Genomic DNA, 12,366 nt, shown 5'->3' on the forward strand with positions numbered 1-12,366 from the left:
TGTATTGCTCCTAATATTCTGCGTGACCTAGGCGAGGGTCTTGGACTTGAGCCAGTCCTTGGCGATCTCGCCGACGTCCTCGAACTTCGCCACGCGGCCGTTCATCTCGATCAGGTCTTCCGTGGTGAGCGCGGCGGAGACCTTGTCCAGGACCTCCTTGACGGTGGCCGTGGACTTCTTCTCGTTGATGACGGGGACGATGTTCTCGGACAGGAAGAGGTTCTTGTCGTCTTCGAGGGCCACCAGGTTGTTGGCGGCCAGCGCAGGGTCGGTGCTGAAGAGGTCGGCAACCTGTACCTGGCCGGAAAGGAGGGCGTTCAGCGTCAGGGGCCCGCCGGCGTCGAGCGCCGAGAATTCCTTGAATTCAAGACCGTAGACGGACTTCAGGCCGGCCACACCGTTGATGCGGGTCTTCCACTCCGGCGGGCCGCCCAGGACGAGCTCCTTGGCCACGGGCTGGAGGTCGCTGACGGACTTGAGCTTGTGCTGGTCGGCTGTTTCCTTCTTGACCGCCAGCACGTCCTTGTCCTGTGCCTTCGATGCTGTCAGCTGGGTCAGCCCCGACGGGATCTTGGTGCCCAGTTCCTTGGTGACTTCATCCGGCGTGACCGCTTTGGTGGCCGAGTCAAGGTACTGCAGGAGGGCTCCGCCGTATTCGGGCATGAGATCGATGGAGCCGTCCTTGAGGGCCGGGATGGTGACTTCGCGGCTGCCGATGCTGGGCTTTTCGGTCACCTGGACACCCCTTGCCTTGAGCGCTTCGGCGTAGATCTTGGCTATCAGCTGGCTTTCCGGGAAGTCCGCAGAGCCGACGATGATGCTGTCGCCCGAGGCGGCGGTCTGGGTGCTGGAGCTGCTCATCGGATCCCCGCCGCAGGCGGTCAGGGCAAGGGCGGCAGCAGCTGCGAGGGTGATGCCGGTCAGGTATTTTTTCATGTCAATGCTCTCTGGGGAGGCTGGCGCAGGGCATGCAGCGGCCAGGCTGGGGTTGGGTCTGGTGTCGGACGGCGGTTGGGATGATGCTTGGGGCGGTGGTTCAGACCGTGGCGGGGATTTTCACGGTGTCGACCGCGGCGGCGGTCTTGACGAGGCGCCGGGTGAGTCCTGGTGAGACGATCCGGCGGGTGATGAAGGCGAGCAACTGGTCGAAGAACAGGGCCATCAGGGCCACCAGCACGGCGCCGGCAACCATCTGGCTGTAGTCGTTTTGGGCCTTGCCGTCGATCAGGAGGCGGCCGAGGCCACCGAGTGAAATGTAGGCCGCGATGGTCGCCGTCGAGATGATCTGCAGCAGTGCGCTGCGGACGCCTGACAGCACCAGCGGGAGTGAGCAGGGGAGCTGCACATCCGTGAGGATCCTCATGGTGCGGAAGCCCATGCCCTTGGCGGCGTCGACGGCGGCCGCATCCACCGCGCGGATGCCGGCATAGGTGTTGGTCAGGATGGGCGGCACCGCGAGCAGCACCAGCACGATGAGGCTCGGCAGGACGTAGCCCATCTTGGATGGGAAAGCCGGCGAGATCAGGAGCACGAGCAGGATCAGCAGTCCCACGCTGGGGAGGGCGCGGAGGGCGTTTGCGAGTCCGGCGATCAGGAACACACCCTTGCCGGTGACGCCGATGTAGATGCCAAGCGGAACCGCGATCACGGCCGCGATGGCGAGGGCGATAAGCGAGTACACGAGGTGCTCGCCGATCAGGTTGGGGATGCCGTCGGCACCGGTCCAGTGCGCGGGGTCGAACAAGTAGTTGATCATGATGCCACCACCTTGGGGGTCCATGGTGTCAGCCACCGGTTGAGGAGGATGATCAGTCCGTCAAGGATCATGGCAAGCACCACGCAGAGGATGATGCCGGCGATGATCGGGGTAAAGAACCGCAGCTGGAAGCCCTGGGTGAAGAGGGAACCGAGCTGGGGGATGCCGAGCAGTGCGGCCACTGACACGAGGCTGACGTTGGAGACCGCGGCGACCCGGAGGCCAGCGCTGATCACCGGGACGCCGACGGGGAGTTCCACTTTCAGGAGGCTCTGGTAGCCGCGGTAGCCCATGGCCTTTGCCGCCTGGACGGTATCTTCGGGAACGGAGTCCAGGGCATCGGCGACTACGCGGACGAGCAGCGCCACGGTGTAGATGGTCAGCGCGGCCACGATGTTGAGGGGGTCCAGGATCTTGGTGCCCAGGACCAGCGGCAGCAGTACAAACAATGCCAGCGAGGGCACGGTGTACAGCAGGCCCGCGGTGCCCACCAGGAGGGGGTAGATCCGGCGGCTGCGGTGTGCCCACCAGCCCAGGGGCAGGGCAATCAGCAGGCCGAGGATCAGCGGGGTGACGGCCAGCAGCACATGCCAGCCGAGCAGGAACACAATGTTGTCGAACTGGCGTCCCAGCCATTCAAGGTTCATCGGGCCGTCTCCAGATGCGGCTCGGCCTCGATGGCCCTGACGATGTCGGACGCAGTGACGGTGCCGATGAGCTCACCGCGGTCATTGACGACGACGCCGCGGCGGCTGGGGGAGGACAATGCGGCGTCAAGCAGCTGGCGCATGGTTCCGGACGATGTGGCGGACGTGCCGCTGAGGTTCAGATGCTCCCGCTTCAGCTCGCCGGCGATCAGTTCAGGCTGTGCCCAGCCAAGCGGCTTCCGTCCGCCGTCGACCACCAGGACCCATGCCCCGGAGGCCTTCGCGTGCGCCTCTGCGGAGGACGCTCCAAGCTGGACCACGGACTCTTCGCTGACCGTCACGTTCCCGGCCGCGTTTGTGAAGCCGAGGGAACGGTAGCCCCGGTCGCGTCCGACGAAGTCGGCCACGAATTCGTCGGCGGGGGAGGTCAGCAGCTCCGACGGCGTGGCCATCTGGGCGAGCTTTCCGCCGACGCGCATCACAGCCACCTGGTCCCCGAGCTTGAGGGCCTCGTCGATGTCGTGGGTAACCATGATGATGGTCTTGCCGATTTCACGCTGCAGACGGAGGAATTCGTCCTGGAGCTGCGCACGGACCACGGGGTCGACGGCGCTGAAGGGTTCGTCCATGAGCATGAAGGCAGGGTCCGATGCCAAGGCGCGGGCCACACCGACACGCTGCTGCTGGCCGCCCGAAAGCTGCCAGGGGTAGCGTTTGGCGAAGTTCGCCGGGAGGCCGACCCGCTCCATAAGCTCAAGGGCCTTTATGCGGGCTTTTTGCCGGCTCTCTCCGAGCAGCACCGGCATGGTTGCGACGTTATCCACGATGGTGCGGTGCGGGAACAGTCCGGCGTGCTGGATGACATACCCGATCCGGCGGCGGAGCAACGCTGCATCCATGCCGGAAGTTGGCTCGTCGTCCAGGTAGATGGTGCCGCTGGTGGGCTCGATCAGGCGGTTGATCATCCGCAGGGACGTGGTCTTGCCGCAGCCCGAAGGCCCAACCAGAATGGTCAGCTTCCCGGTAGGGGCTTCAAGGTTCAGCCCGTCGACAGCAACCGTGCCGTCGGGATAGGCCTTGGTGACATTTTCAAACTTGATCATTTCTCTTCCATGCTTTCCGGGGGTGATCCATGGTCTTTGGAGGGCTCGGTGAGGATGTTGTCGGCCGCCTTCACAAGCTCCTCGCCAATGTTTTTGGCCTTCGCCTCGTCCAGCCGGTAGCTGGGTACCACGATGCTCAGGGCGGCCACGGTGCGGCCACCAATTACGATCGGTGCGGCGACGGCTGTGATGTCGTCTTCAACGCCGCTTCGCACTATCGCGAAGCCGCCGTCTGGTTGGCCGCTAGTCAGGACCTGCCCGGCGGCCGACCCTTCCAGCGGGATGCTTCTGCCCACCCAGCTGGTATGCCGGACGGAGCGGGTGCCCTCGACAATTGCTATGTAGATTCCGGTGTCTCCAGGACCGGGAATGCTCAGATAGCAGGACTCGCCTGTCTGGGCCACCAGCCGCTTCATGTGCGGGGTGCAGAGCGAAACCAGTGACTCCTGGCCCAACGCCAGGGCGCCAAGCTGGATGACACTTGCACCGGGGCGGAAGTTCCCGCCCGGGTCCCGTGAAACGAAACCGCTGTTCTCCAGAGTGCGCAGGAGGCGAAGGGCCGTGCTCGCTGACAGGTCGACGACGCGGGCGGCGTCGCTCAGGGTGAGGGAGCCGTCAGTACACACTGCACTGAGCAGTGCCAACGCCCTCTCAACCGTCCGTGTTGAAGAATCTGCAGCCACTTTATGACCCACTTTCAAGTGGTCCGAATCACTTTGTCTTGCCACCAAGTAAAAACCAACTTTCACCGGACGGCAATAGCTGGCCTTTATATTTCACGGGTTCTTCACGAAGTCGGGGTTGATTGAGACCGTGTGCAACGATCCCGTTTCGGCCAGGTTGCGGGCGTGTTAACTGTCAGGGGTGCCTGCGGCGACGCCTTGTCACTCAGTAGAAACTGGTTTTTACTTGATGGCAGTTCGTACAACGCGGAGGTTCATTTTGGAAACCGTCAATCAGCTCCTTGACTCGATCAAGGACGTGGGCCGCGACGCGGTGCGCGGAGGCTATTCCCGGGCCGTCTACTCGACGGCTGAACTCGACCTGAGGGCGTGGTTCACCGAACAGGCGCTCCAGCGCGGGCTGGCCGTCGAGACCGACCGCAACGGCATCATCTGGGCGTGGTGGGGCAAACCCCAGGACGGCGCACTGGTCACGGGAAGCCATCTCGATTCTGTCCCCGGCGGCGGCGCCTTTGACGGCCCGCTCGGCGTCGCATCGGCACTCGCCGCCGTCGACATTCTCATAGCCCGCGGAAAAGTGCCGAACCGGTCCCTGGCCATCACAGTGTTCCCGGAAGAGGAGGGCTCCCGCTTCGGGGTGGCCTGCCTCGGATCCCGCCTTCTCGCCGGAGCCATCGACGTCGATAAAGCCCGGAACCTGCGTGACGGCGAAGGCAACACCTTTGCGGACGTCGCAAGGTTGAACGGCCTCGATCCCCTGCACGTCGGTCCGGATCCCGAGGCCCTGGCCCGGATCGGCGACTTCGTCGAACTGCACGTGGAGCAGGGCAAAGGCTTGGGGACGGGCGGCCCTGCCATCGCCGTCGGAAGTTCCATCTTGGGGCATGGCCGGTGGAAGCTGAGCATCGGCGGCCAGGGCAACCACGCCGGCACCACCCTGATGGCGGACCGGGCGGATCCGATGGTGGCAGCGGCGCAGATCATCGTCGCCGTACGTGACGCCGCCGCAGCCCAGCCGGATGCGCGCGCCACGGTCGGGCGCCTGCTGCCGGTACCCGGCGGAACCAACGTCATTGCCTCCCGCGTGGACATGTGGCTCGATGCCCGGCATCCCGACGACGCCGTGACCGCCAGGCTGATCGAGTCGATCTACGGCGCCGCCCGGCAGATAGCGGACGGCGAAGGGTGCTCAGTTTCCCTCACCGAGGAGTCCTACAGCGGCACTGTCCGTTTCGATCCCGGCCTGACCCGGCGGATCAGCGGTATCCTGCCCGGCGCTCCGCTGCTGGCCACCGGTGCCGGCCACGACGCCGGGGTCCTCGCCGCCTATGTGCCGTCCGCGATGCTGTTCGTCCGCAATCCCAGCGGCATCTCGCATTCGCCTGAAGAGTATGTTGCTGACGAGGACGCCAACACCGGGGCCGAGGCCCTGGCGGATGTCCTGGAGGGCCTGCTGTGACCGGGTTCTGGTGCGAGTCTGCTGTTGTGGGCGGCGAGGGTGGCACCGGCGAAGCCGACGGCGGTCCCACCGCGCTCGCGTCGGTACGGCTGGAGATACGGGACGGCCGCATTGCGGCGCTCACGCCGGGTGCGGAGGCGGAGCCCGGCGACCACATCTTGAAGGGCGTCGTCTTTCCGGCCGCGGCCAACGCCCATTCCCACGCCTTCCATAGGATCCTGCGGGGACGCACGCACGACGGACGCGGCGATTTCTGGGTTTGGCGGGAACAGATGTACCGGAGCGCGGCCGAGCTGACGCCGGAGACGTACGAAAAGCTCGCCAGCGCGGTGTTCGCGGAAATGGTGGTTGCCGGTTTCAGCAGCGTGGCCGAGTTCCACTATGTGCACCACCAGCCGGGCGGGGCCCACTACGCGGAACCCCACGCCATGGAGCTGGCCCTGGCACGGGCAGCAATGGCAGCCGGGATCCGGCTGACGCTCCTTGACACGCTGTACCTCGCGGGAGGGATCGGCACGCCGCTGAGTCCCGAGCAGTCGAGGTTCGGCGACGCCGATGTCCAGGCCTGGCTGGAGAGGCTGGAATCGCTTCGTACCGAAATCGCGCGAAGCTTTCCCCCCGAGATGGTGGGCGTGGGTGCCGCGCTGCATTCCGTGCGCGGCGTCCCGGACGAGGACCTGGCGGCGGTGGCCGGACAGCTGCCCGCGGATATGCCTCTGCACATCCACCTCAGCGAACAGCCGGCGGAGAACGAGGCCTGCCTTGCGGCTTACGGCGTCACGCCCGCGGGTCTGCTGGAGCGGCACGGACTGCTGTCCCGGCGGCTCTCGGCCGTCCATGCCACGCATCTGACGCCCGGGGACATCGCCTTGCTCGGCACCGCCGGGGCAACGGTGGTGATGTGTCCCAGCACCGAGGCCGACCTTGCCGACGGGATCGGCCCGGCCCGCGCGTTGTTCGACGCCGGAGCCGCCATAGCACTGGGCACCGACCAGCACGCCATCATCGATCCGTGGGTGGAAATGCGCACGCTGGAGCACGGTGAGCGACTCGGTTCCGGGCAGCGCGGCAGGTTCTCCCCGCAGGAACTGCTGCGGGCCGCTACGGACGGGGCCACTCGAGCCATGGCCACGCCCATCGCCGCATTTGTCCTGTCGGTCGGCGCGGTCTGCGACCTGATGGCTGTGGATCCCGGGTCGGCACGCACGGCCGGTTCGAAGGCACTGCAGTTTCCGTTCAGCGCCACGGCCAGCGACGTCACCGACGTCGTCATCGCCGGCGAGCTGGTGGCCTCCAACGGCATCCACCGGCGGCTCGGCCCACCGGGCAGCCGCCTGACGGAGGCGTTGAAGGACTTCTCCTGAAGAGAATGTTCACCACGGGGAAAAACCGGCGAAGGCGGCAGCGCCGGCATCACCAAAAGCGGTGTCGGCAATTAGCGGACTTTTTGGATGGCAACGTCGTCAGCGCCTGGGCCCGGGATACTGGCAGCCGGTCCTGCCTGTCCTGCAGGTCCGGCGGTCAGGATTTCAGCGGCCGCCGCCGTTTCACCCTGGAAGGCCGCCAGCATGGCGTGACGGTCGAACTGGCCTTCCCATTTGGCTACAACGAATGTCGCGACGCAGTTTCCCAGGAGGTTCACGGTGACGCGCATGGAGTCCATCAGGCGGTCGGCGCCCAGCAGCAGCGCTACGCCCGCCACGGGGAAGACGCCCAGTGCCCCGGCGGTTGCCGATAGGGCCAGGAATGCTGACCCGGGCACGCCGGCCATGCCTTTTGAGGTCAGCATGAGGATGCCAAGGGCTGTCAGCTGTTGGCCGAGGTCAAGGCTGTGCCCGAAGGCTTGAGCCAGGAACAGGAGCGAGATGGACAGGTACAGGGCCGCCCCGTCCAGATTGAATGAGTAGCCTGTCGGCACGACGAGGCCGGTGGTGGCACGGGAGCAGCCTGCGTTGGTCAGCTTGGTCATGATCCGCGGAAGGACGGATTCAGTGGAGGCCGTGCCCAGTGCCAGCAGAAACTCTTCGCGGGAGTACTTGATGAACTGCCACAGCGGGACTCGCGGATAAACCCAGGCCACGATGAACAGAAGGCCTATGAAAACCAAAGCTGAGCCGTAGCAGGCACCGATCAGCAGAGCATAGGTGCCTAGGGAGCTGAGGCCGTACTGGCCGATGACGAAGGCCATTGCGCCGAATGCACCCAACGGTGCAACCCGCATCACCCAGCCCATGATCTTGAAAAACAGCTCGAGGGTTGTTTCCAGAAGAGCTATGACCGGCTTGCACCGCTCCCGCCCGACCGCGACGATGGCAGCCCCGAAGAACACAGAGAAGCAGAGGACCTGCAGCAGAGTGTTGGAGGCAAAAGCACCAACCACGCTGGTGGGAATAATCCCCAGAAGGAACTGCCCTGCGTCTTTGGGCGACGCCGTAGTGGTCTTCGCGTTCAGGGCGTCCTGGGAAAGCGTTGCCGGATCCACGTTCAGGCCTGCTCCGGGCTGGACGACATTGGCCACCACGAGTCCGAAGGCCAGGGCGAAGAGCGTGGCGCCCGTGAAGTAGAGCAGGGCCTTCACGCCCACGCGGCCAACGGACTTCACGTCGTCTACTGCCGAGATGCCGGTGACGATCACCAGGAAGATCAACGGTGCAATGATCATCTTGATGAGCTGAATGAAGCCGTCGCCCAGGGGCCGCAGGCTGGATCCCAGTTCCGGCCAGAAGGATCCGACCGAGACGCCGGCAATCACAGCGATCAGGATCTGGAAGAACAAGGATTTGTGCAGTGGCTTCTTCATGGCCGAAGGGCCGGCCGCTGGAGCTGGGGGGATCTTCATGAGCTGCCTGTCTGTGTGGGAGCCGCAGGAATCCGCGGCCGAGGTCACAGTTGACGCTATGGAGGCAGTGTTTCGTAACTGCTACATCAAAGGTTCAGCCACGTTTAACATCGAAATAAAACTTCCACATTGCGGAAGATTCCATCCCTTGTCTGATGGCCTTCGCCCCGTGGGAGCCATCCAGGCCTCGCTGGAAACAGAGGGTTTGCGGCCGTCGAAGGCGGGCTCATGAACGGGCATCTCATGCGCTGTTCGGCCAGCACCAGAGCCTGCAGTGGGCACGATGGACAGCAGCCACCATGAGTACGCAACGAGACCGAGCAGGTGCAGTACTTCAAGCGCCACGGATCCGTTGCCTGGATGTGGTGGGTGAGCACCAGTGGCAGAGGAAACACCACCGCGACGGCACAGAACAGCAGCTTACGCAACACAGCTAAGACACCTCCCAACGGTCCCGGCCGGGCACGCCCGCCTGTGTTCCGACGTCGGCGTGACACCCGGAGAAACCAGATCGCTGGTCGACATGCAGCGACGAACGTGGTTGGCGACTTTGATGGCGGATCGCTTTCGGCCAGCGGCGTATAAGGCCACGCCAATGTCCGTCATGTTCAGTTAGCTGGAACGCGGTTCGGCGCGGTCGTGCGCGCTTCAGCGGGGCTGGTCGCTGCGGTCTGCAGGATCGTTTGAGAGGGTTTCAGAAGGGTCCCGGCGGGAGGTGTTCCAGCTGGCGAGAAAATCGAGTTGTTCCTGGGCGTGGCTGCCCGGCTCGGCAGTGTAGGCGATCAGGGTCAGATCCTCGCCGGGCAGTTCCAGTGCGTCGCCCGTGAGTTCGATGTCGCCGACCAGCGCGTTGTGCAGGGTCTTGCGTGCCGAACGGTGGTGCCGGACGTTGTGTCGGGCCCAGCGGGTGGAGAATTCGACGCTGCCGGTCGCGAGATCGCCGATGAGAACGTTCAATTCCCGGTCATTGGGGCTGCGGCCGGATTCAACGCGAAGGGCGGCCGCCAGGTCGTCGGCCACGGCGTTCCATTCGAGGAAGAACTCCTGGGAACGCGGGTCCAGAAAGATGAAGCGGGCGAGATTCAGGGGCAGAGTGTCCGGGTTGAAGATTCCGCTGTAAAGGGCGAAGCCGAGACTATTGGCGGCGATAATATCCCGGCGGGCATTGCGGTGTATGCCGGCGTGCCGGTCATTCCGTCAAGGATCCGTTGCGTGCTGGGGCGTATGTGCATGTGTGCCCAGCGTGGGCCACGGGGCCGCGAGGCAGGCGATGGAGCTGCTGCCTTGGCCAAGTCGAAAAGGTGGACGCGTTCGGCTTCGTCGAGTTGAAGGGTGCGGGCGAGGGAATCAAGCACCGACTCCGAAACCCCTCGGAGGTTTCGCCGTTCAAGGCGGGCGTAGTACTCCGTGCTGACGCCCGAGAGCATGGCAACTTCTTCGCGCTTGAGCCCCTGCACCCTCCGGTTCCCGCCGTACGCGGGCAGTCCGGCTTGGGCCGGGGTAATCCTGGCACGGCGGCTCGTGAGGAACTCGCGTACGTCCTTGCTGTTGTCCATGGTTCCCACGCTACGACGCGTGGGTCCTTATCAAACAGGAACTGTCATTACACCTCACAGCAGGTACTCCCACGCGCCTGAATGAGCTGGTTCTCTTGAATCAGTTCCTGTTTCCCTGTTTGAAAGGAATCCTGGCCCGGCCGCGGGCGTCCCTGGCAGTTGCCATGCTGGGCTTCTTCGTTGTCGCCCTCCCCAGATCGTCAACGTGGCGCTGCCTTCGATCCGCAGAGACCTCGGGGGCGGCCTGTCCGGGCTGCAGTGGATCGTACCGGTTACACGTTGATGTTTTCCGCGCTGCAGCTGTTCGCCGGGACATTCTCGGACCGTGTGGGGGCCCGCCGCGCCTACGACCCGGCCCAGGTCATGCTGCGCTGGCACCTGCAGGAAGGACGTTCGGTAATCCCGAAGTCCGAGAACCCGGACCGCATCGCCGCGAACTTCGACGTTTTCGATTTTGAACTCAGCCCTGAACAGATCACCGCCATCGACGGCCTCGACACGGGTGTGCGTGGCGGCCCGGAACCGGAAACCGTGACCCCCGAGGCATTCAGCCGCGACATCCCCGAAGCCTGAGCTTCGCATGGACAATGAACCGGAAGTCCGGAAAGTTCCAAGGACAGTTGCATCGTCCCGGAGGAACGCAGCCAGGGCCGGCGCAGCAACGATCGCAGGCCTGGCCGCAACGGCAGCCGTCGCCGGCTGCACCCCCCGGGCCGGGAGCGACAGCGGCCACCTCGACTGTGCCGTATCCCTCTGCCAGCCAGCCGGTAACGGCAGGGGAGTACGCCGACGGTCAGTACCAAGCCACGGGTTCGTACGGCAGCGGCCCGTCCAGCATCGGCGTCAGCATGACGCTGGACAACGGCGTTGTCACGGCGGTCCGGGTGACGCCGAACGCCACGGATCCGACCTCCCTGGACTACCAGGAAAGGATCGCGGACGCTGTCCGGGCCGTTGTTGTTGGCCGCAGGATTGACCAGCTCCGCGTCCAGAAGATCGCCGGATCCAGCGGTACTCCCAATGGGTTCAACGACGCTGTCAGCAAGATCAAGGAAGCTGCCCAGCGAGGCTGATGCGGAGGCAGGCGGCGGGTCATTGGTACTGGCCCGCCCTCCTGTTGATGGTCCCGGCCGCATATGGAGGCGGCGCCGGTGATGTCATTCCGTCAGGACGGGACCAGAATTGCGCGAAGGCCTTTGCCGTGGTGGAGGTCTTCCAGAGCTGCCGGAGCTTCGTCGAGGGGCCGGATCTGGCCGATGAGTTCACCCAGTGGGAGCAGGCCGGCGAGGTAGAGGTTGACGAGTTTTGGGATGTCGATTTTGGCGACGCTGGAACCGTAGTTGCAGCCCAGTATGTTTTTGCCCTGATCTGCCAGATCGAATGGGTCGATGGAGGCGCGGGATCCCGCGGCCGCCATACCGACTAGAACGGCGGTGCCGCCGCGGACCAGCATGCGGGGAAGGCTCTCAATGGTGGACACCCGGCCTATGGCCTCGAAAGCGAAGTCCACTCCGCCGTAGCTTTCCTGAAGGTGGGAGGGCACATCTACTTGGTCCGCGCGGAGCGTGACGGTGGCACCGAGTTCTGCTGCTTTGGTGAGTTTTTCATCCGAGAGGTCGACGGCGATGATGGGGTTGGCGCCGATGAGCTTGAGGCCCATGATGATGGACAGCCCCACACCCCCGCAGCCGATGACGACGGCGGAGGACCCGATGGGCACCTTGGCGGTGTTCACAACGGCCCCCACTCCGGTGGTGATGGAGCAGCCCAGCAGTGCGCCGACCTCGAAGGGCAGTTCTTTCGGGATGGTGATCGCCGCTGCTTCGGGAACGATGACGCTGTGGGTAAACGTTCCGAGACCCAGATAGGGCCAGAGTGCCTGCCCGTCCGTGTCGGTGTAGGCAGTTGACCCGTCGGGAAGAGTGTTTTCCAGAGCCTTGGTTCCAGTACACAGCCATGCCCGGCCTGCCGCGCAGTTGGTGCACCGGCCGCACGGCGCGAACCAGGACAGCACGACATGGTCGCCCACGGATACAGCGGCCACGTCCGGCCCGGTTTCCCTGATTATTCCGGCTGCTTCATGTCCCAGGACGAGTGGCTTGTCGGCGGGCCAGTCTCCGTTGACGATGTGAAGGTCGGAGTGGCAGACGCCGGTGGCTCGGATCTCGACTCTGATCTGGCCGCGCCCGGGAGCCGTGACATGGATCGGCTCGACGCCCAGTCCGGCGTCGCTTCGGAAGGTGACAGCGTCCGACGAAACAGACTTGCGGGTGATTGTCATTGGTCTAGGACTTCCTTTGCGTTTGTCCGGAGCGTTTTGTTG

12 protein-coding genes and 1 pseudogene are annotated in these 12,366 nt (G+C 64.6%); 4 read left to right on the forward strand and 9 right to left on the reverse strand.

Features of this window, described 5'->3' with window-relative positions; all coding sequences use genetic code 11:
• Window positions 1-27: 27 nt before the first annotated feature.
• The 5 genes from QFZ23_RS12550 to QFZ23_RS12570 all read right to left on the reverse strand — a co-directional run bounded on the left by QFZ23_RS12550 (window position 28) and on the right by QFZ23_RS12570 (window position 4,234).
• Window positions 28-936: an ABC transporter substrate-binding protein gene (locus tag QFZ23_RS12550; RefSeq protein ID WP_306923355.1), complete on the reverse strand. Its 909-nt coding sequence runs from the start codon at window positions 934-936 to the stop codon at window positions 28-30.
• A 100-nt stretch (window positions 937-1,036) separates the two neighbouring features.
• Window positions 1,037-1,756, reverse strand: coding sequence for an ABC transporter permease (locus QFZ23_RS12555; protein ID WP_306923357.1), 720 nt, complete (start codon window positions 1,754-1,756; stop codon window positions 1,037-1,039).
• Window positions 1,753-2,403: an ABC transporter permease gene (locus tag QFZ23_RS12560; RefSeq protein ID WP_306923359.1), complete on the reverse strand. Its 651-nt coding sequence runs from the start codon at window positions 2,401-2,403 to the stop codon at window positions 1,753-1,755. Before QFZ23_RS12560 ends, QFZ23_RS12555 begins: the two co-directional genes overlap by 4 nt.
• Window positions 2,400-3,506: an ATP-binding cassette domain-containing protein gene (locus tag QFZ23_RS12565; protein ID WP_306923360.1), complete on the reverse strand. Its 1,107-nt coding sequence runs from the start codon at window positions 3,504-3,506 to the stop codon at window positions 2,400-2,402. Before QFZ23_RS12565 ends, QFZ23_RS12560 begins: the two co-directional genes overlap by 4 nt.
• Window positions 3,503-4,234 carry an IclR family transcriptional regulator gene (locus QFZ23_RS12570; protein ID WP_306923362.1) on the reverse strand — a complete coding sequence of 244 codons (732 nt, stop codon included), beginning with the start codon at window positions 4,232-4,234 and terminating at the stop codon, window positions 3,503-3,505. The genes QFZ23_RS12565 and QFZ23_RS12570 overlap by 4 nt, the downstream gene beginning before the upstream one ends.
• A gap of 214 nt (window positions 4,235-4,448) precedes the next feature.
• On the opposite strand from QFZ23_RS12570, the gene QFZ23_RS12575 reads away from it, so the two are divergent.
• Window positions 4,449-5,648: an allantoate amidohydrolase gene (locus QFZ23_RS12575; protein ID WP_306923364.1), complete on the forward strand. Its 1,200-nt coding sequence runs from the start codon at window positions 4,449-4,451 to the stop codon at window positions 5,646-5,648.
• Window positions 5,645-7,012 (forward strand): formimidoylglutamate deiminase, encoded by a 1,368-nt coding sequence (locus QFZ23_RS12580; protein ID WP_306923366.1) that lies wholly within the window; start codon window positions 5,645-5,647, stop codon window positions 7,010-7,012. Before QFZ23_RS12575 ends, QFZ23_RS12580 begins: the two co-directional genes overlap by 4 nt.
• Before the next feature lie 71 nt (window positions 7,013-7,083).
• Here QFZ23_RS12580 and QFZ23_RS12585 read toward each other — a convergent pair whose 3' ends face one another.
• The 3 genes from QFZ23_RS12585 to QFZ23_RS12595 all read right to left on the reverse strand — a co-directional run bounded on the left by QFZ23_RS12585 (window position 7,084) and on the right by QFZ23_RS12595 (window position 10,043).
• The gene (locus QFZ23_RS12585) at window positions 7,084-8,487 is read right to left on the reverse strand and encodes a cation:dicarboxylate symporter family transporter (RefSeq protein WP_306923370.1); all 1,404 of its coding nucleotides are present in this window, start codon (window positions 8,485-8,487) and stop codon (window positions 7,084-7,086) included.
• A 648-nt stretch (window positions 8,488-9,135) separates the two neighbouring features.
• Window positions 9,136-9,663 carry an MmyB family transcriptional regulator gene (locus QFZ23_RS12590; protein WP_306926821.1) on the reverse strand — a complete coding sequence of 176 codons (528 nt, stop codon included), beginning with the start codon at window positions 9,661-9,663 and terminating at the stop codon, window positions 9,136-9,138.
• Window positions 9,570-10,043 (reverse strand): helix-turn-helix domain-containing protein, encoded by a 474-nt coding sequence (locus QFZ23_RS12595; RefSeq protein WP_306923372.1) that lies wholly within the window; start codon window positions 10,041-10,043, stop codon window positions 9,570-9,572. Before QFZ23_RS12595 ends, QFZ23_RS12590 begins: the two co-directional genes overlap by 94 nt.
• 351 nt (window positions 10,044-10,394) lie before the next feature.
• On the opposite strand from QFZ23_RS12595, the pseudogene QFZ23_RS12600 reads away from it, so the two are divergent.
• Window positions 10,395-10,616, forward strand: a pseudogene (locus tag QFZ23_RS12600) (aldo/keto reductase); the annotation flags it as partial.
• A gap of 167 nt (window positions 10,617-10,783) precedes the next feature.
• Complete coding sequence (locus QFZ23_RS12605) at window positions 10,784-11,116, forward strand: hypothetical protein (RefSeq protein ID WP_306923373.1); 333 nt, start codon at window positions 10,784-10,786, stop codon at window positions 11,114-11,116.
• 92 nt (window positions 11,117-11,208) lie between these two features.
• Here QFZ23_RS12605 and QFZ23_RS12610 read toward each other — a convergent pair whose 3' ends face one another.
• Window positions 11,209-12,324 carry an alcohol dehydrogenase catalytic domain-containing protein gene (locus QFZ23_RS12610; RefSeq protein WP_306923374.1) on the reverse strand — a complete coding sequence of 372 codons (1,116 nt, stop codon included), beginning with the start codon at window positions 12,322-12,324 and terminating at the stop codon, window positions 11,209-11,211.
• Window positions 12,325-12,366: the final 42 nt, after the last annotated feature.

The sequence above is a fragment of the Arthrobacter globiformis genome, assembly GCF_030818015.1.
In the GTDB taxonomy this organism is placed as follows: Bacteria; Actinomycetota; Actinomycetes; order Actinomycetales; family Micrococcaceae; genus Arthrobacter; species Arthrobacter globiformis_C.